The organism is Burkholderia sp. MSMB1078WGS (genome assembly GCF_001528895.1).
GTDB lineage: Bacteria > Pseudomonadota > Gammaproteobacteria > Burkholderiales > Burkholderiaceae > Burkholderia.
Genome location: NZ_LPDI01000025.1, coordinates 79,697 through 98,975, shown reverse-complemented (window position 1 = coordinate 98,975; position 19,279 = coordinate 79,697). Strand labels below are relative to the sequence as shown.

At 68.6% G+C, this 19,279-nt stretch carries 15 protein-coding genes; 9 read left to right on the top strand and 6 right to left on the bottom strand.

The genetic code is table 11. The annotated features are described in order from the left end of the window. Window positions 1-28: 28 nt before the first annotated feature. Window positions 29-373, top strand: a complete 345-nt coding sequence (gene nirD / locus WT24_RS05295) for a nitrite reductase small subunit NirD (RefSeq protein WP_059505423.1) — start codon at window positions 29-31, stop codon at window positions 371-373. Between the two features lie 16 nt (window positions 374-389). Then, window positions 390-4,577: a bifunctional nitrate reductase/sulfite reductase flavoprotein subunit alpha gene (locus WT24_RS05290; RefSeq protein ID WP_060031661.1), complete on the top strand. Its 4,188-nt coding sequence runs from the start codon at window positions 390-392 to the stop codon at window positions 4,575-4,577. 182 nt (window positions 4,578-4,759) lie between these two features. Here WT24_RS05290 and WT24_RS05285 read toward each other — a convergent pair whose 3' ends face one another. After that, window positions 4,760-5,536, bottom strand: coding sequence for an SDR family oxidoreductase (locus WT24_RS05285; protein WP_060031658.1), 777 nt, complete (start codon window positions 5,534-5,536; stop codon window positions 4,760-4,762). A gap of 4 nt (window positions 5,537-5,540) precedes the next feature. Continuing rightward, entirely contained in the window at window positions 5,541-5,981 is a 441-nt protein-coding gene (locus WT24_RS05280) for a heme-binding protein (protein ID WP_059505418.1), read from the bottom strand. Window positions 5,982-6,088: 107 nt separating this feature from the next. Here WT24_RS05280 and WT24_RS05275 point away from each other — a divergent pair, with 107 nt between their 5' ends. The 4 genes from WT24_RS05275 (at window position 6,089) to WT24_RS05260 (ending at window position 11,827) form a co-directional block, all read left to right on the top strand. Then, window positions 6,089-7,003 carry a LysR family transcriptional regulator gene (locus tag WT24_RS05275; protein WP_059505416.1) on the top strand — a complete coding sequence of 305 codons (915 nt, stop codon included), beginning with the start codon at window positions 6,089-6,091 and terminating at the stop codon, window positions 7,001-7,003. A 79-nt stretch (window positions 7,004-7,082) separates the two neighbouring features. After that, on the top strand, window positions 7,083-7,517 hold the full coding sequence (locus WT24_RS05270) for a hypothetical protein (RefSeq protein WP_059505521.1): 435 nt from the start codon (window positions 7,083-7,085) through the stop codon (window positions 7,515-7,517). A 438-nt stretch (window positions 7,518-7,955) separates the two neighbouring features. Further along, the gene (gene mprF / locus WT24_RS05265) at window positions 7,956-10,550 is read left to right on the top strand and encodes a bifunctional lysylphosphatidylglycerol flippase/synthetase MprF (protein WP_060031654.1); all 2,595 of its coding nucleotides are present in this window, start codon (window positions 7,956-7,958) and stop codon (window positions 10,548-10,550) included. After that, window positions 10,547-11,827, top strand: a complete 1,281-nt coding sequence (locus tag WT24_RS05260) for a virulence factor family protein (RefSeq protein WP_060031651.1) — start codon at window positions 10,547-10,549, stop codon at window positions 11,825-11,827. The genes mprF and WT24_RS05260 overlap by 4 nt, the downstream gene beginning before the upstream one ends. An 82-nt stretch (window positions 11,828-11,909) precedes the next feature. On the opposite strand, the gene WT24_RS32195 is transcribed toward WT24_RS05260, so the two are convergent. The 4 genes from WT24_RS32195 to uxuA form a co-directional block, all read right to left on the bottom strand. Continuing rightward, complete coding sequence (locus WT24_RS32195; protein ID WP_373557138.1) at window positions 11,910-12,035, bottom strand: hypothetical protein; 126 nt, start codon at window positions 12,033-12,035, stop codon at window positions 11,910-11,912. A gap of 35 nt (window positions 12,036-12,070) precedes the next feature. Next, window positions 12,071-12,460 (bottom strand): hypothetical protein, encoded by a 390-nt coding sequence (locus WT24_RS05255; RefSeq protein WP_034204738.1) that lies wholly within the window; start codon window positions 12,458-12,460, stop codon window positions 12,071-12,073. A gap of 307 nt (window positions 12,461-12,767) precedes the next feature. Further along, on the bottom strand, window positions 12,768-14,078 hold the full coding sequence (locus WT24_RS05250) for an MFS transporter (protein WP_060031646.1): 1,311 nt from the start codon (window positions 14,076-14,078) through the stop codon (window positions 12,768-12,770). Window positions 14,079-14,150: 72 nt separating this feature from the next. Next, window positions 14,151-15,212 carry a mannonate dehydratase gene (gene uxuA, locus WT24_RS05245; protein WP_179949314.1) on the bottom strand — a complete coding sequence of 354 codons (1,062 nt, stop codon included), beginning with the start codon at window positions 15,210-15,212 and terminating at the stop codon, window positions 14,151-14,153. Between the two features lie 267 nt (window positions 15,213-15,479). On the opposite strand from uxuA, the gene WT24_RS05240 reads away from it, so the two are divergent. The 3 genes from WT24_RS05240 (at window position 15,480) to WT24_RS05230 (ending at window position 19,277) form a co-directional block, all read left to right on the top strand. Next, on the top strand, window positions 15,480-16,202 hold the full coding sequence (locus tag WT24_RS05240; RefSeq protein WP_060032047.1) for a FadR/GntR family transcriptional regulator: 723 nt from the start codon (window positions 15,480-15,482) through the stop codon (window positions 16,200-16,202). 175 nt (window positions 16,203-16,377) lie between these two features. Then, complete coding sequence (locus WT24_RS05235) at window positions 16,378-17,508, top strand: extracellular solute-binding protein (RefSeq protein WP_059789547.1); 1,131 nt, start codon at window positions 16,378-16,380, stop codon at window positions 17,506-17,508. Continuing rightward, window positions 17,505-19,277, top strand: coding sequence for a diguanylate cyclase domain-containing protein (locus WT24_RS05230; protein WP_060031643.1), 1,773 nt, complete (start codon window positions 17,505-17,507; stop codon window positions 19,275-19,277). The genes WT24_RS05235 and WT24_RS05230 overlap by 4 nt, the downstream gene beginning before the upstream one ends. The last annotated feature ends 2 nt before the right edge of the window (window positions 19,278-19,279 follow it).

Below are 19,279 nucleotides of genomic sequence, written 5' to 3'. Positions count from 1 at the left end.
CACCAGCGTCTTTTTCAAGGAGCCCATCATGAACGATCGTCTTCCGCTGTCCTGGACCCGCGTGTGCCCGCTCGACGACATCGTGCCGAACACCGGCGTGTGCGCGCTCGTCAACGGCGAGCAGGTCGCGGTGTTTCACGTCGCCCATCCCGACGGCGGCGTGTTCGCGATCGACAACGTCGACCCGGTGTCGCAGGCCGCCGTGATGTCGCGCGGGCTGATCGGCAGCCTCGGCGAGCGCATCGTGGTCGCATCGCCGCTGTACAAGCAGCACTTCGACCTGCGTACCGGCGAATGCCTGGAAGCGCCCGAGCAGTCGGTGAACGCGTATCCGTCGCGAGTCGAGGACGGCTTCGTGTGGATCGCGGCCTGAGCGCCCGGGAGCACGCATGACCGCCACCCCCGTCAAGAGCGTGTGCCCGTACTGCGGCGTCGGCTGCGGGATGGTGCTGCACGTCGAGGAGGGCGAAGTCGTCAAGGTGTCCGGCGACGCCGACCATCCCACCAACTTCGGGCGGCTGTGCACGAAGGGTTCGTCGGCGCACGTCGCGCTGCGTCGCTCGGGGCGGCTCGACCGCGCGTTCGTGCGGCGCGCGCGCGAGGACGACCTCGTGCCGCTGCCGGTGCGCGACGCGATCGCCGAGACTGCACGGCGGCTGCGCGCGGTGCTCGACACGCACGGGCCCGACGCGCTGTCGTTCTACGTGTCGGGGCAGATGTCGATCGAGGCGCAATACCTCGTGAACAAGCTCGCGAAGGGCTTCGTCGGCACCAACAACATCGAGTCGAACTCGCGCCTGTGCATGGCGAGCGCGAGCACCGGCTACAAGCAGTCGCTCGGCGCGGACGGCCCGCCCGGGTCGTACCAGGATTTCGACCGCGCGAACCTGTTCTTCGTGATCGGCGCGAACATGGCCGACTGTCACCCGATCCTGTTCCTGCGGATGATGGATCGCGTGAAGGCCGGCGCGAAGCTGATCGTGGTCGACCCGCGCCGCACCGCGACCGCCGACAAGGCCGACCTGTTCCTGCAGATCCGGCCGGGCACCGATCTCGCGCTGACCAACGGGCTCCTGCATCTGCTGCATGCGAACGGCCGCACCGACGCCGCGTTCATCGCTGCATACACCGAGGGCTGGGACGCGATGCCCGCGTTCCTCGCCGACTACACGCCCGAGCGCGTTGCCGAGATCACGGGGCTGGCCGAAGCCGACATTCGCACGGCCGCGCAATGGATCGGCGACGCGCAGGAATGGACGAGCTGCTGGACGATGGGGCTCAACCAGAGCACGCACGGCGTATGGAACACCAACGCGATCTGCAACCTGCATCTCGCGACCGGCAAGATCTGCCGCCCGGGCAGCGGGCCGTTCTCGCTGACCGGCCAGCCGAACGCGATGGGCGGGCGCGAGATGGGCTACATGGGGCCGGGATTGCCCGGCCAGCGCTCGGTGGCATCCGACGACGATCGCCGCTTCGTCGAGAATCTGTGGCGCGTGCCGGCCGGCACGCTGCGCAAGGACACGGGCAAGGGCACGGTCGACCTGTTCGCGCGCATGGCGGCCGGCGACATCAAGGCATGCTGGATCGTCTGCACGAACCCGGTCGCGACCGTGCCGAACCGGCGCAACGTGATCGCCGGGCTGCAGGCGGCGGAGCTCGTGATCGCGCAGGACGCGTTCCTCGACACCGAGACCAACCGCTACGCGGACATCCTGCTGCCCGGCGCGCTGTGGGCCGAAGGCGATGGCGTGATGATCAACTCCGAGCGCAACATGACGCTGATGCGCGCGGCGGTCGCGCCGCCCGGCGACGCGCTGCCCGACTGGCGCATCGTCGCGGAAGTCGCACGCGCGATGGGCTTCGGCGACGCGTTCGACTATGCGTCGGCGGCCGACGTGTTCGACGAGATCGTCCGTTTCTCGAATCCGGCGACCGGCTACGACCTGCGCGGCGCGAGCCATGCGGCGCTGCGCGACGGGCCCGTGCAGTGGCCCGTCGCACCGGGCGCCGCGCGCGAGCGGCATCCGATCCGCTACCTGAACGACGGCGTGAGCCAGCCGCTGCGCACGGCGGCCGACGGCAGCGACGCCCCGCGCATCGCGTTCCCGACGCCGTCGGGCAGGGCGCGCTTTTTCGCTCGGCCGCACGTCGATCCGGCCGAGCTGCCCGACGACACGTTCCCGATCGTGCTGAACACCGGGCGGCTGCAGCATCAGTGGCACACGATGACGAAGACGGGCAAGGTCGCGATGCTGAACAAGCTCAACCCGCGCCCGTTCGTCGAACTGCACCCGGACGATGCCGGCGCGCTCGGCATCGCCGCGAAGGACAGCGTCGAGATCCGTTCGGCGCGCGGCCGCGCGGTGCTGCCGGCCGTCGTGACCGAGCGCGTGCGGCGCGGCAACTGCTTCGCGCCGATGCACTGGAACGACGTATACGGCGACGACCTGTGCATCAACGCGGTGACGAACGACGCGATCGACCCGGAATCGCAGCAACCCGAACTGAAATACTGCGCGGTCGCGCTGCGGCGCGTCGAGGTCGATGCGTTCGCGTCCGCCGCCGACGACACCGCGCAACCCGATACATGCGCCGACGACGCGCGGCCCGCACCGGCGATGGCGCAGGCCGCGGCTTCACAGGAATCCGACATGGCAGACATCGACACTTTCGCGGCCGCGCTCGGCGTCGCCGATCTCGCGCCGCCGCCGCTGACCGATACGGAGCGCCTGTACGTGGCCGGCCTCGTCAGCGGGCTGAAGGCGAGCGCCGGCCGGCGCGAAGGCGGCGTGCCGGTGCTGCCGGCCGGCGCGCCGTTGACGCCGCCCGTGCGGTTCTGGCTCGACGGCATGCTCGCGGGCCTGTTCAGCCGCTCGCTGCCTGCCGGTGCGCAGAGCGCCGCGGCGCCCGCGCTGCCGCCCGACGCCGCCGCGTCCGGCGGCGTGCGCATCGTGCGCCCGCGCCCGAAGGTCGTGCTGCTGTGGGCATCGCAGACGGGCAACATCGAATCGTTGACCGAGGATTACGCGACGAAGCTGATGAACGCGGGCTTCGAGATCCGCACCGCGTGCATGTCCGATTACCCGGTCACGTCGCTGGCCGGTGCGCAATACGTGCTGCTGATGACCAGTACGTTCGGCGACGGCGATGCGCCCGACAACGGCAGCGAGTTCTGGGACGCGCTGCAGGCCGGCAGCGCCGCGCGCCTCGACGGCGTGCATTTCGCGGTGCTCGCATTCGGCGACCGCAACTACGATCAGTTCTGCGGCCATGGCCGCCGGCTCGACGCGCGGCTCGCGGAACTCGGCGCGGTGCGCCTCTGCGCGCGCGTCGATTGCGACGTCGAATTCCAGCACGACGCCGACCGGTGGCTCGAGCGCGTCGTCGCGCGGATCAAGGAGGCCGATGCCGCGTTGCACGCGGTGCCGTCCGGCGCGATGAGCCCGTCGGGGTTGCTGCCGACGAAGGCGCATCCGGCGCCGTCGAAGCTCGTCGCGAACCTGCGGCTGAACCGGCCGGGCGCCGCGAAAGACACGCGCTACGTGTCGCTGTCGACCCAGGGCGCGAACCTCGAATACGAAACCGGCGACGCGCTGGGCGTATGGCCCACCAACTGTCCGGAACTGGTCGACGAATTGCTGTCCGTCACCGCGCTGAAGGCCGATGCGCCCGTGTCGGTGGCGGGCATCGGCGATATCCGGCTCGGCGATGCGCTCGCGCGCCACTTCGACATCACGCGCCCGCATCCGGACACGCTGGCCTTCATCGCGTCGCGCAGCGCGAACGGCGCGCTGAAGTCGCTGCTCGGCGACGATCGCAAGGCCGACCTCAAGCAGTGGTTGTGGGGGCAACAGCTTGCGGACGTACTGCACGAGTTTCCGGTCGAGCTGTCGGCTGCGGAGCTGGTCGGCATGCTCAAGCGCATGCAGCCGCGCCTCTATTCGATCGCGTCGAGCCCGAGCGCGCACGAAGGCGAGATTCACCTGACCGTGTCGGCCGTGCGCTATCACAACGGCCGGCGCGCGCGCAAAGGCGTCGCGTCGACGTTCCTTGCCGATCGCGCGGACGACGGCCGCGTGCCCGTGTTCGTGCAGAAGTCCGCGCATTTCCGGCCGCCGGTGAACGGCGACGTGCCGATCGTGATGGTCGGCCCGGGCACCGGCGTCGCGCCGTTCCGCGGCTTCCTGCACGAGCGGCGGGCGCGCGGCGCGCGCGGGCGCAATTGGCTGTTCTTCGGCGAGCAGCACGCGCAGACCGACTTCTACTACGGCGACGAGCTGGGCGCGATGCACGACAGCGGATTCCTCACGCGGCTCGATCTCGCGTTCTCGCGCGACCAGGCCGACAAGATCTACGTGCAGGACCGGATGCGCGAGCACGGCGCCGAGCTGTTCGCCTGGCTGGAGGAAGGCGCGCACTTCTACGTGTGCGGCGACGCCGCGCGGATGGCCAAGGACGTCGATACGGCGCTCAAGGCGGTCGTCGCCGAGCACGGCGGCATGTCCGACGAAGCCGCGAACGACTACGTCGCGCGGCTTTCGAAGGCGCGGCGCTATATGCGGGACGTGTATTGAACGCAGGCGCGGCGGCTTGATGCCGCCGCGCCTGCACGCGGGCTCCGCGCGGCGACTGGCCGGTCGCCGGCGTCCGGACCGTCGAGACGGCCGTCGATGGCGAACGCTGCGCGTGGCGTGGCGTGGCGTGGCGTGGCTGGCGTGGCGCCTCTGCGTGAACCGCCTGCCGCCGCCGGTTTGCATTACTGCTGGCGATTCCACGCATGCGCTTGCTCGGCGCGGACGAATTCCTCCGCCGACCGCGGCAGCAGGTTGCGGAACGCGCCGCCGTCGCTGTCGATCACGTCGACCATCTTCGCGATCATTTCCTCCGGGTCGTGCTGTTCGAGCGGGAAGGTCAGCTTTTCCGGCGTCACGGTATGCACGGCCGGATCGTGCCAGCGCCGTGTCGTTTCCATCATCCGGTCGTTGAAACCCGTGCGGTACGGGCCCGGGTTCACGACCGCGACGCGGATGCCGTGCGGCGCCAGTTCGGCATGCATCGCCTCGGCGATCGATTCGACCGCATGTTTCGACGCACAGTACGCACCCGTGAACGGCCCGGTGATCAACCCGGCAATCGACGACACGAACACGATCTTGCCGTGCCGGCGCGCGAGCATCCCGCGCGCGATCTGTTGCGTGAGCTCGAGCGGTCCGAACACGTTTACGTCGAACAGTTCGCGCACGATCTCGATCGGCAGATCGACGAGCGCGCCGGCTTCGCCGACGCCCGCGTTGTTGACGAGCACGTCGACGTCGAGATCGGCCGCGCGGGCGCGGTCGTATGCGGACGTGACGTCGAGCTTGACGACACGCAGCGTGGCGCCGCGTTGCGCTGCGGCGCTCGTCACGACGTCGATCTCGGCGGCGGCGCGGACGCCGGCCGTCACGTCGTGGCCGCGCTCGGCGAGCCGTAGCGCGACTTCGAGGCCGAAGCCCGACCCCGCGCCGGTGATGAGGATGTGTTTCCGTGCCATGTGCTTACTCCTTGCGGTTGAGTGTTGCCAGGAAATGATCGCTGCAGGCTCGCGCGATCGCTTCGTCTTGTTCGACGCTGCCGCCCGACACGCCGACTGCGCCGACGCAGCGCCAGTCGCCGTCGATGAGCGGCTCGCCGCCGCCGAACGTGACGAGCCCGCCGTGACTGTGCTCGATGCCGCGCAACGGCCCGTCCGCGCCGGACAGCGCGCCGAGCGACGCGGTCGACGCGCGAAAACGGATCGCCGTGAGCGCCTTGCGCTGCGCGAGGTCGATCGCGCCGAGAAAGCAGTCGTCGGTGCGCGCGAATGCGAGCAGGTTGGCGCCGGCGTCGACGACGGCGATCGCGACGCCGGCCACCTGCAGCGACGCGGCATGGGCGAGCGCCGCGTCGATCGTGCGGCGGGCGGCGGCGAGGGGCAGTGCGGCGGTGAGCGGGTTCATGCGCGGCTCCGATGGGGACGACAGCGCCAGTGTAGGCAGCGACGGTATATGGGAGAATTCGTATTCCGCTCGAAGTAGTTTCAAGTTTTTCTAATGATGGACAGACGATGAGCCGACGCGATCCAATGGCCGGGCTGCACGTGTTCATGACCGTCGCGACGGCCGGCAACTTCACGCGCGCCGCCGCCGCGCTTGGCCTGACGCCGGCTGCCGTCAGCCTCGCGATCGGGCAGCTCGAGGGCGAGCTGAACGTGAAGCTGTTCAACCGCAGCACGCGCGGCGTCAGCCTCACCGAAGCCGGCCAGCGCTACCTGCGGCAGACCGAGCCTGCGTACCGTCAGGTCGTGCAGGCACGCGACGAACTGAAGGATGCGCGCAGCGAGCCGAACGGGCTGTTGCGCGTGACCGCGCTGCCGCTCGCGCGCTTGCTCGTGATCGCGCCCGTGCTCGCCACGTTCCGCGAGCGCTACCCGAAAGTCCGGCTCGAAATTCGCTACGAGAACGAACTCGTCGACATCGCAAAGGACGGCTTCGATGCGGGGATTCGCCTCGCCGACCGGCTGCAGCCGGGCATGATCGGCGTGCGGATTGCGCCTGCGTTGACGTGTGCGCTGGTCGCGTCGCCCGCTTATCTGGCGCGGTACGGTGCGCCTGCATCGATTGCGCAGCTCGAACGTCATGCGTGCGTTCGTTTCCGTTTCTCGGAAAGCGGCCGTTTGCATAAATGGCTGCTGCGCGACGGGCAACGCGACGTCGATCTCGATCCGGACGGCGTGTTCGTGACGAACGACGACGATGCGGTGATCGACGCGGCGCGCGCCGGTGTCGGCATTGCGTTCGCGTTCGTGCGCGAGCGGATCGAACAGGACCTGCGCGACGGGTCGCTCGTCGAGGTGCTGCCGGGCGCGTGCCGCACGCTGCCGCCGATGTGGCTGTATTACGTGAATCGCAAGCACGTGCCGGCCAAGCTGCGCGCGTTCATCGACGTGCTCCGCGAGCGCGAAGGGGCGGGCGCGGCGTAATCGCCTCGGCCGCTCGCTGCAGCAATGGATCCGGCGGCGCATGATGGCGGCTCCTCCCACGAAGCCATGGAGTCGCGTGATGACCGTCTTTCCGCATTTTCCGATTCGAACGTTCGTGATTGCCGCCGCGCTGGCGGCCGCCGCGGTTTCCAGCGCACCGGCCATCGGCCAGACGTCGACGGTGCCGGCAGGTTCGGCCGCCGCGACGCCCGACAACGCGGTGCTGCTGACCGTGTTCCTGAAGCACGACCAGTCGCGCCCGCTCGCCGAACTGAATGCGCAACTCGCGAAGCAGGGGTTCTACAAGGCGTTTCCGCCGCCGGGCGTCGAGGTGGTGAGCTGGACGGTGACGATGGGGATCGGGCAGATCGTCGTGCTGCGGCTGCCGGCGTCGCGGCTGCGCGAGGTCAATCGTGTACTCGAGGATACGGCCTGGGGCGCGTACCGCACGGAGTTCTACCCGACATACGACTACAAGGCGATCGGGCTCGGGGAGCATGAGCGGGCGAAATGACGCGCGGCGGCATGTTTCCGCGCCGGGGGTGCGCCGGACGGGCGCACCGAATCCACCCGTTCCCATCCCGAAACGCGCCGTGCCGTCGCGTTTTCATCCTCATCCGCCGGGCTCGGCGCGGCAGATTCCTCCCAAATGCATCGCAAGTCATTCATCCGATGAAAAAATCGCCCCGGTTCCCGGTATGATGCGCACCTTGCGTTCGCAGGACGCCCTGTTTCCCGGTGCGTCTCGATGTGCGAGAAACGATGTGCGAGAAACCACAAATCCGCACAAAGTCGACGTGAAAGATTCTGTAATATTAATTCCGTATACTCGTAAGTTCTGATCCAGGCGCCACGAGGCCGTATTCGGCCGGCCGCCCACGCAGAACAACAGATACGTCGCCGCCCGGCCAACCCGCGCCGCGACACGCTATGCACCACCACTGAACACGTTATGTCTTCCCGCCACTCTGGTTCGCCCGGTCGCGCCGCGGCGGTGATCGCCCGTGCCCGGGCGCTGATCCGCAACGAGCGCGTGCTGTCGCCGCTGCTCGCGCTCGGCATCGGCCTGCTGCTGATCGTGGTTTTCCAGCATCTGTCGGAATCCGTCGACTACCGGTCGGTGATCCGCCAGTTGCGTCACATGTCCGTCCGCGAGTGGGGCGCGTCGCTGGCCGCGACGGCCCTCAGCTATCTCGCGCTCGTCGCCCGCGATGCGGTCGGCTTGCGGTATGTCGCGGCCAGGGTGCCGCGCGTCGCGCTGTGGATCGGCGCGATTGCCGGTTCCGCGCTCGGCAACGCGACCGGCTTCGGTGCGCTGACGGGCGGCGCGGTGCGCGCGCGCGTGTACGGCGTGTCGGGCGTCACGCCTGCCCAGATCGGCCGGATGACGGTATTCACGAGCGGCACGCTGGCGCTCGCGATGGTGCTGATGACGGCGGTCGGCATGGTCTGCGTGCCGGAGGCGCTCGCCGCGATGCTGCACGTCGCGCCCGGCGTGCTCACGTGGACGGGTGTTGCACTGCTCGTCGTGCTCGCCGCGCTGGTCGTGCTGTGCGGCAACACCGCGCGCCCGGTCGTCACGCGCTTCAAATGGCTGTCGTTCGACGTGCCGGCGCGACGCGATCTCGTCGCGCAGGTCGTCTATGCGGTGCTCGACGTCGTTGCCGCGGGCCTGACGCTGTGGGTGTTGCTGCCGGCTGCACCAGTCGGCTTCCCGACCTTCATCACCGTTTACGCGGCCGCGTTGCTGCTCGGGATGATCGGCCATACGCCGGGCGGGATCGGCGTGTTCGAAGCGGCGATGGTCTTCACGCTCGGTCGCGAAGTGCCCGCGCACGCGATGGTCGCCGCGCTGATCGCGTATCGCGCGGTCTATTTCGGCGTGCCGCTCGTGCTATCGGCCGGCCTGCTCGCCGGTTTCGAGGGCCGCGCGCTGCGGCGCCGGCTCGTGACGCGGCAGGCCGTGCGCGTGTCGCAACTGGCGCCGGTGTTCCTGAGCCTCGTGACGTTCGCGGTCGGCGGAATGCTGGTGATCTCGAGCGCGACGCCCGCGTTCTGGCATCGGATCGCGATCCTGCGCCACATCGTGCCGCTGTGGGTGCTCGAAGGCTCGCAGGTAATCTGCAGCGTGCTCGGCGTCGCGCTGCTGTTCGTCGCGCGCGGGCTGCTGCGCCGGCTCGACGGCGCCTGGTGGATGACCTTCGCGTTGACGCTCGCGAGCCTCGCGCTGTCGCTGGCCAAGGGCCTCGCGTTCGTCGAGGCCGGCGTGCTCGGCACGCTGCTCGTGCTGCTGCTCGTCAGCCGTCGCCGGTTCAACCGTCATTCTTCGCTGCTCGCCGAGCGCTTCACCGTCAGCTGGTTCGTGTCGGTGGCGATGGTGCTGATGCTGGCCGTGTGGGTGCTGTTCTTCGCGTTCCGCGACGTGCCTTACACGCGCGAGTTGTGGTCGCATTTCTCGTTCGATGCGCGCGCGCCGCGGGCGCTGCGCGCGACGCTCGCATCCGGCGTGTTCGTCGCGCTGTTCGCGCTGTGGCAATTGCTGCGCCCGGCGCCCGGACGTTTCGTGAAGCCCGCGGAGCAGGACCTGGTCGACGCGGAGCAGATCATCCGCGCGCAGGAGTGCAGCGATGCGGGCCTCGCGCTGATGGGCGACAAGTCGTTCCTGTTCTCCGAGTCGCGCCGCGCGTTCCTGATGTACGCGAAGAACGGCCGCACGTGGGCCGCGCTGCACGACCCGGTCGGGCCGCGTGAAGAATGGCCGGCGCTGATCAGCAAGTTCATCGCGCTCGCGCACGCGCACAGCGGCCGCGCGGCGTTCTACCAGGTGCGCGCCAACGCGTTGCCGCTGTATCTCGACGCGGGGCTCACGCTGATGAAGCTGGGCGAGGAAGCGCACATCGCGCTCGATCGGTTCGATCTGAAAGGATCGAACCGATCGCACCTGCGCTACGCGCTGCGCCGTGGCGACAAGGATGCGCTGACGGTCGAGGTGATCGCGCCGGGCGACGTGCCGGCCGCGCTGCCGGCGCTGCGCGACATCTCCGACGGCTGGCTCGACAGTCGCGATGCGCGCGAGAAGAGTTTCTCGGTGGCGGCGTTCCACGACGGCTATCTCGCGACTCAGTCGGTGATGCTGGTGCGGCAGGCCGACAAGCCGATCGCGTTCGTCACGTTCATGACGACCGATCTCCACACCGAGGCGACGGTCGGCGTGATGCGCCATCTGCCGGACGCGTCGCCGTACGCGATGGAGTATCTGTTTACGCAGCTCGCGCTGCATCTGAAGGAAGCGGGGTTCCGCAAGCTGAGCCTGGGCATCGCGCCGTTCTCGGGGATGGGGGCGGCGAAGATGCCGTCGCCGTTCCACCGGCTCGGCCTGATGGTCTGGCGCTTCGGCGGCCGCTTCTACAACTTCCGCGGCTTGCGCGCTTTCAAGAGCAAGTTCGAACCGCACTGGGAGCCGCGTTATCTCGCGGCCTCGGGCTCGGTCGGCGTGTTCGTCACGCTTGCGGATCTGTCATTGCTGGCTGGAGGTCGGCGTTCATGATGTTGAAGAAGGTAATCGCGCGGGCGGCAGCCGCCTGCGCGGGAATGATGCTGGCCGGCGCCGCGTGCGCCGCGCAGCCGGCCGCCGCGAAAGCCGAGACCGTGTCCGGCGGCCGCTACGGGCCCGTGACCGTGACCAGGCCGAGCGGGCCGCTGCGCGGGTTCGTCGTGCTGTTCTCGCGTGGGGCAGGCTGGCAGGCCGCCGATCAGCAGGCGGCCGACGCGCTCGCGAAAGCCGGTGCGATGACGGTCGGCGTCGATTCGGGGCGCTACGCGGCGAATCTCGCCGCGAAGCAGGAAGCCTGCCATCACCTCGACGGCGACGCCGAGGCGGTCAGCCATCAGCTCGAACGTCTCGCGCAATCGTCGCGCTATTTCACGCCGATCGTCGCGGGCGTGGGCCAGGGCGGCGCGATCGCCAAGCAGATTCTGTCGATGGCGCCGGAGAATACGATCGCCGGCGTCGTCGCGGTCGGGCCGGCCGCGAAGCTCGATCCGCGCTTCAAGCCGTGTCCGCCCGATCCGACGATCGTGCGCCGCGCGATGCCGGGCTTCGTCGAAACGGCTGCCGCGGGGGACTCGGCCAAGCTCGTGTCGCTCGTCACGTCGCACTTGCGCGACACCAGCAGCAGCGACGAGCTCGACGTGTCGGATCTGCCGCTCGTCGAACTGCCGGCCAAGGGCGGCAGCGACCGGCTCGCGATCGTGATCTCGGGCGACGGCGGCTGGCGCGATCTCGACAAGACGATCGCCGAGGCGCTGCAGCGCGACGGCGTGTCGGTGGTCGGCATCGACAGCCTGCGTTATTTCTGGAGCGAGAAGCCGCCCGCACAGGTGAGTCGCGATCTTGCCCGCGTGATGCGCACCTACATGGCGCGCTGGCATGCGAGCCGCGTGGCGCTGGTCGGCTACTCGTTCGGCGCCGACGTGATGCCGTTCGCGTACAACCGGCTGCCGGCGGACCTGCGCGACAAGGTCGCGGTGATGTCGCTGCTCGGCTTCGCGCCGTCGGCCGATTTCCAGATCCGCGTGACGGGCTGGCTCGGCATGCCCGCGAGCGACAAGGCGCTGAAGGTCGCGCCGGAAATCGCGAAGGTGCCGCCGCAACTCGTGCAGTGCTTCTATGGCGCGGAAGAGACGGATACGATGTGTCCGGCGCTCGCGAACACGGGCGCCGACGTGATCAAGACGCAGGGCGATCACCACTTCGGCCGCGATTACATCGCGCTCGAGAAGAAGATCCTCGGCGCGTTCGGCAAGCCGGCAGCGGCGCACTGAACGCCGGCGGCGCTAGCGTGACGGCGGGCGTCGGCCGGTTTGCTTCCGGTTCATCGTACGGGCGGCCAGCGAGCCGCCCGTTTCATTTTCCGGCCTGCGCTGTCGCGTCCTGCGGCGGCATGAGCGTTCTCGCATCGTGCTGCAGGAAGCCCGGAAAGCGGTCGAGCAGCCGCCGTGCGGCCGCGAGGTCGGTGTCGTCGCCGAGCATGGGCACCGAGCCCGAAAACCCCGTACGTTACGCGGTCATGCGTCGACGACGAGCGCCGGATCGAGCGCGCGGATGCGCTGGTCGACGAAGTAGCCGCCGCCTTCCTGGTAGCGCAGGAACAGGCGGCCGCACGCGCGGCAGCGGCTGACGGTGCAGCGGTTGTACGGGAAATGGCGCGGCGCGATCGGCGCGTCGTCCGACGCATAGCGCGTGCCGGCCGGATGATGTTCCGCGTAGGTCGGCTCCGCGTCGTCCGGCGGCGCGAGCGTGGCCACTTCGATCAATTGCGTGTCCGGCAGCGACAGCGGCAGGGTCGTCCAGCCGGCGAGCGAGGTTTTCGTGCACGTGCACGGCTGCGTGACGTGCGCGGCTTCGGCCGCCAGTGTCAGCAGCGCGTCGTGATCGAGGTAAGGCAGCGGGCTCATGGGCAATCGGGAAAAGGGCGGCGGGAGTTGCAATGTAACCCGCGCGCCGATCGGCTGCATGGCCGTGATGCAGCCAGCGCAGCATACTCGTCGCGCGATTCGGCTGGCCTTGCGGACCGACGGCTGCACGACCGGTTCGTCGAGCACGCGGATCGCACGTTCGATGTCGCGGCTCCACGGATGGCCGAGGTTCACGCGCACGCAGCGTTCGAGGCCGAGCGCGCCCGAAACGGCGGGCGCGGCCCATGGTCCGATGCGCGGCCCGAAAGGGAAAGCGCGGGTGTGTCGGCCGCGCCGTCCCGCTGGGTCAGGCCGCGTTCGGCTCCACATTCCTCTCGCTGCCGCCGCGTCGCAGCGGCGGCAACGGCTCGACCTTGCCGACGACGAACAGGTACGACAGTGCGCCGACCACGCACAGCGCACCGGCCACTGCGAGCGGCACGACGAACGAGCCTTTCGTGATCGACAGCATCACGCCGGTGAAGGTCGTGATGAAGATCCCCGCGAGATTGCCCGCGAAGTTCTGGATGCCGCCTAGCGATGCGACGTGCGCCGGCGTCGGCGCGACTTCGCCGACGAGCGTCCACACGTTGGCGCCGGCGAACGACAGGCTGGCATACGCGAGCGCGAACAGGCCGAGGCAGGCCCAGACGTTTTCGACGAACGCGGACAGCGCGATCGACGACGACAGCAGCATGCCGACCACGAGGCAGGTCTTGCGCGCGGCGGTGGCGCTCCAGCCGCGGCGGAACAGGCTGTCCGACACGTAGCCGCCGAGCCAGCCGCCGGGAATCGCGAGCAGCGCGGGCAGCATGCCCCACGTGCCGAGCGATGCGAGCGAGAAGCCGCGCGACTGCAACAGGTAGCTCGGGAACCACGTGATGAAGAAGTAGATCGCGAAGTTCAGGCAGAACAGGCCGATCATCATGCCCCACACGGTGCGGTAGCGGAACAGGTCGAGCCACGACACCTTCGGGCCGTCGGTTGCGGCCGCAACCGACGGTGCGCCGCGTTGCGCGAGCAGCGCATCGACGGCGTCCGGCGCGATCGCGCGATAGCGTTCCGGGTCGCGATAGACGAACCACCATGCCAGCGCCCACACGATGCCGATGCCGCCCGTGATCACGAACGACCCGCGCCAGCCGACGATCGAGATCAGCCACGCGACGAGCGGCAGCGACAGCGCGGAGCCGACGCGCGAGCCGCTGTCGAAGATGCTGCTGGCCAGGCCGCGCTCGCTGCGCGGAAACCAGTTGAACGCGACCTTCGCGAACGAAGGGATCGCGGCCGCCTCGCCGACGCCGAGCATCAACCGCACGCCGACGAGTTGCGCGAGGCCGCGCGCGGCGCCCGTCGCGACGGTGAACGCCGACCACCAGCCGACGGCCAGCGCGAGGCTCACGCGCACGCCGACCTTGTCGATGAACCAGCCGGCCGGCAATTGCAGGAACGCATAGGTCCAGAAGAACGCGCTCAGCACGAGCCCCATGCCGACCGCGTCGAGGCCGAGGTCGGCACGGATGCTGGGCGCCGCGATCGCGAGGTTCGCGCGGTCGATGAAGTTGATGACGTTGGCCAGGAAGCACATCAGGATCATGGCCCATCGGATGCGTGGCATGCAGGTGTCTCCGCGCGGAATATCGTGGCGGGCGACCGGCGATCCGCGGCGCCGGCCGCCTCGAAGGGCGAATTACCGCGACGCTTGCGGCGCGCGGTCGAACTTCGTCAGCGCTTCCCACAGGCCGTTCAGGTAGACCGCGCCGAGCGCGCGGTCGTAGAGGCCATAGCCGGGCTTGCCGGTCTCGCCCCAGATCATGCGGCCGTGGTCGGGGCGCACGTAGCCGGTGAAGCCGGTGTCGTGATACGCCTTCACGATCGCGGCGATGTCGAGCGAGCCGCAGCTCGACAGGTGCGCGGTTTCCTCGAAATCGCCGTTCGCGTCGACCTTCACGTTGCGGATGTGCGCGAAATGAATCCGGCCCATCGCGCCGAATTCGCGCACGAGCGCTTCGACATCGTTCTCGGGGCCTGCGCCGAGCGAGCCCGAGCACAGCGTCAGCCCGTTCGCGGGCGAGTCGACGATGCGCACGATCCGCGCGAGATCGTCGCGGTTCTTCACGATGCGCGGCAGCCCGAAGATCGGGCGCGGCGGATCGTCGGGATGGATCGCCATCTTCACGCCGGCTTCCTCGGCCACCGGGATGATTGCCTTCAGGAAGTATTCGAGGTTGGCCCACAGCGCGTTCTCGTCGACGTCGCGGTAGTCGGCGAGCAGCGCCTGCAACTGTTCGGGCCGGTAGCTCGAATCCCAGCCGGGCAGCGCGATGCCGTCGTTCGGATCGATCCGGTCGACCGCGTCGGTGCTGAACGCTAGGCAGGTCGATCCGTCGTCGAGCGTCTTCGACAGCTCGGTGCGCGTCCAGTCGAACACGGGCATGAAGTTGTAGCAGACGACGCGGATGCCGGCCGCGCCGAGATGGCGAATGGTCTGCCGGTAGTGGTCGATCAGGCGGTCGCGGGTCGGCTTGCCGAGCTTGATGTCCTCGTGCACGGGCACCGATTCGACGACGTCGAACAGCAGGCCCGCGCGTTCGATCGTCGCCTTCAGCGCGTCGATCTTGTGCACGGGCCAGACCTCGCCCACCGGTTCGTCATAGATCGCGGACACGATATGCGTGACGCCGGGGATCTGGCGGATGTATTGCAGCGAGACCGGATCGGACTCGCCGTACCAACGGAAAGACATCTTCACTGGAGCGGCTCCTGGCTGGCGGTTCATGCGGCGGACGACCGGGCGGCGGTGTGCCGGCCCGGCGTCGGTGTGCGAATTATGATTGGTATACCAGTTGTGCGGGATAGTGGTTTACCAGTTGTCCGCGTGGGCGACGGTCGGCGTGACAGTCCAGGAAACGGCTGGCAGGGCCGGCCGGCAGGGCGAACCGGCTTCGAACCAAATTGGTGTACCATTTTGGCGATCCGGTGCCGCAGCGGTGCCGGCCAGCCCGTTGCGAGCCTTTCGATGACCGATCTTTCCACCCTGTCCGCCAGCCGCGACACCGATGCCGCGGACCGCTCCTATATCGGCCTTGCGCGACAGATTCACGCGATGGTGGCCGCCGGCGCGTTCGAGGCCGGCGCACGGCTGCCGTCGGAGCGCAGCCTGGCCGACCAGTTCGGCGTGAGCCGCACGCAGGTGCGCGAGGCGATCATCGCGCTCGAGGTGCAGGGGATCGTCGAGGTGCGGATCGGCTCGGGCATCTACGTGTCGGCGGCCGATGCCGCGCGGCCGGTGACGTTCGACGTGCCGCGCGGGCCGGGGCCGATCGAGACGCTGCGCGCGCGCGGGCTGATCGAGGCGGAAGTCGCGGCGCTCGCGGCGACCGAACGCAAGGATGCCGATCTCGATCGCCTGTTTTTCTCGCTGACGACGATGCGCGAGCAGATGAACGACAAGGCCGCCTACGACGCGGCCGATCGCCAGTTTCACCTGCGAATCGCGGAATCCACCGGCAATACGGTGCTGCTGCACATGGTCACGGCGATGTGGGACTGCGCGCGCAGCGATCCGCTGTGGGACAAGATCGAGGAGCACTTTCACTCGACCGCATTGCGCGAGGCGTCGCAGGAGGATCACCAGCGAATCTTCGCGGCGATCATGGCGCGCAATGCGGACGGAGCGCGCGACGCGATGCGCGCCCACCTGTCGCGCGTGATCGCCGAATTCACGCAGGCCTGGCGCTGACGGTCGTATTCGCGTATTCGTGTAATCGCGGCCCGACGCGGGCCGAGGTAATTGGGTCGCATTCCACCGTGAGGCCCGATGAAAATGCGCGATGTGCGGCTTGTTCCGATTGCGTGACCCTGCGTTTTATGGTCTCGTTGCGGGATATCGCATCGACTCGAAAAAGGACAGTCGAATGCAGCCGGGCGATTCACGCGGGGTGCGATTGATCAGGGGAATCGGCGTACGCACACGCGCCCGCGGCGCCGTGCGCACGCTGCGCATCGTATCGACGCTGGGCTTACTTGCGCTCGCTCTGCCAGCCTTCGCCGTCTCTCCCGAAACCGTCAACGACAACGTGCTGCGCGTGCTGGCTTGGCCCGGTTACGCGGACAGCGATATCGTCAGCGCATTCGAGGCGCAGTTTCACGTGCGCGTCGAGGTGACGCTGGTCGATTCCGACGAAGCGCTGTGGACGCGGATGCACGGCGCTTCGCCGCCGCCGTACGACGTGCTCGCCGCGAACACGGCCGAGATCCAGCGCTATGCGCGCGAACACCTGCTCGCGCCGATCGACCTGTCGCGCATCCCGAACCGGCGGCGGCAATTACCGAATTTCCAGCAGCTCGCGACGATTGGCGGGCTCGTGCAGGACGGCGCATCGTACGCGATCCCGTTCACGTATTCGTCGATGGGGCTGATCTACGACCGCAAGCAGGTGCCGGCCGCGCCGCACTCGATGCGCGAGCTGTGGAATCCGCGCTATCGCGGCAAGGTGCTCGACTTCAACAGTGCGCAGCACAATTTTTCGTTCACGGCGCTGGCGCTCGGCTATCCCGATCCGTTCCGCCTGTCGCCCGCCCAGACGCTCGTCGTGGCCCGCAAGCTGATCGACCTGCGCCGCAACCTGCTGACGTATTACACGCTTCCTGAAGAAGCGACCGCGCTGTTCGTCCAGCATCGCGCGGCGCTGATGTTCGGCAACTACGGCACGCAGCAGGTCGAGCAGTTGCGTCGCGCCGGCGCGGACGTCGGCTACGTGATCCCGGACGAAGGCGCGCTCGCGTGGCTCGATTGCTGGGCCGTCACGCGCGGCGCGCTTCGTCCCGAGCTTGCATTCGCATGGATCAACTACATGCTCGAACCGGCGATCGGCGCGCTGCTGACCGAGCGTCAGGGGCTCGCAAACACGCTCGAGCCGCCGCGCGGCCTGGATACCGGGCATCAGCATCTCGTGTGGCTTCAGCCCGTGGAGGACATCGCGCGCCGCGAGTCGCTGTGGAGCCGCATCGTGTCGGGCGATCGGCCGGAGCGGTTCGGAAAATGATTCGGCTCGGGCTCACGTCGAAGCTGTCGGTGCTGTTCGCGTGCATCGGCGTGATCGCGTCCGGCACGACCGGCTACTACGCGTATCGCGCCAACCGCGCGATGCTCGTGCAGGAGGCGCAGCACAGTCTGCTGATGTCGACGCAACTGCTCGGGCAGCGCTTCACGACCGCGCTCGCCGACGTTGCCGACGATGCGCTCGTGCTCGCGCAGTTGCCGTCTTCCGCGTTCGTCGCGGGCGGCGACCATCCGGACGCCGCGCGACGCATGCGGCTCGAGCAGGTGTATTACAGCTTCATGAGCAATCACGCGGAATACCTGCAGATCCGCCTGATCGCGAGCGGGCATTTCGGGATCGAACGCATTCGGCTCGATCGCGATGCGCACGGCATCGTCGTGCTGCCAGAAAGCGTGTTTCAGGAGAAAGGGCAGTTCTCCTACGTATTCGATACGCTCGCGACGGCGCCCGGCCATATCTACCTGTCGCCGATCGCGATCAATCACGAGACGGGATCGCATGCGGCCGAAGGCCTGCCGATCCTGCGCGTGGGGACGCCGGTGACCGACGCATCGGGCCGGACGGTCGGGGCACTCGTCGTCGATGTTGAACTCTCTCGGGTGTTCGCCCGGCTCGAACGCGATCTGCCGGACGACTATGGGATCTATCTCGCGAACGAGTGGGGCGATTTTCTCGTGCATCCCGATCCGCAGCAGACGTTCGGCTTCGATCGCGGCCGGCGCGTGCTGATGCAGGACCGCTTCGCCGGTACGCGCGCACTGTTCGACGGCGAGCGCACGAACGTGACGCTCAATGGGCTTACCCAGCCCGACGAGGCGCCGGGACAGATGTTCGCGTTCGTGCGCACGCCGTTCGGGCACGACGAGCGCAACCGCTTCGTCGTGCTCGGGATGGCCCGCCCGCTCGCGGACGTGCTCGCGCCGGCCGGCATGCTGGGCGAACGGATCGTCAGGATGGTGCTCGTATCGAGCGTGCTGGCGGTGATTCTCGCGATCCTGTTCGCGCGGGCGATCACGCGGCCGCTGCAGACGCTCGCGCGTGCCGCGACGCACGTGTTCGACGATCCGGCAGCCGAACGGCTGCCCGTTGCGCGGGCCGACGAGATCGGCGTGCTCGCGCGCTGTTTCGACAGCATGCGCGTCGAGATTCGCACGCAGATGGCGATGTTGCGCGCAAAGCAACTGGAACTGACGCACCTCGCCGGTCACGACCCGCTGACCGGCCTGCCGAATCGCCTGCTGTTCATGGAGCATCTCGATGCCGCGATCCGGCATGCGGCCGCGGTGGGCGAGGGGCTGGCGGTGATGTTCGTCGATCTCGACCGCTTCAAGCAGATCAACGACCAGCACGGGCACTCGGCCGGCGACCGCACGCTCGTCACCGTCGCCAAGCGGTTGAGCCAGGTGCTGCGCAGCGGCGACATGGTGGCGCGGCTCGGTGGCGACGAATTCATCGTGCTGATTTCGGACGTGCGTTCGCCGGCGGTGATCGGCGATGTCGCGACGCGCATCCAGATCGTGATGGCCGAGGAACTGGAGTTCGACGAAGGACGCATGGCCGTCGGCGCGAGCATCGGCGTCAGCGAGTTTCCGGCGGATGGCGCGTCGGCCGAGGAGTTGCTCGTCAAGGCCGACGCGGCGATGTACGCGGCGAAGGCGTCCGCGCAGTGCGTGTGCGTGCGCTATCAGGATCTGGTGCGCGGCGGCGTGCCTGACGAGACTGGCCGTGTTGCGTCGGGCGGCAACCGCTGACG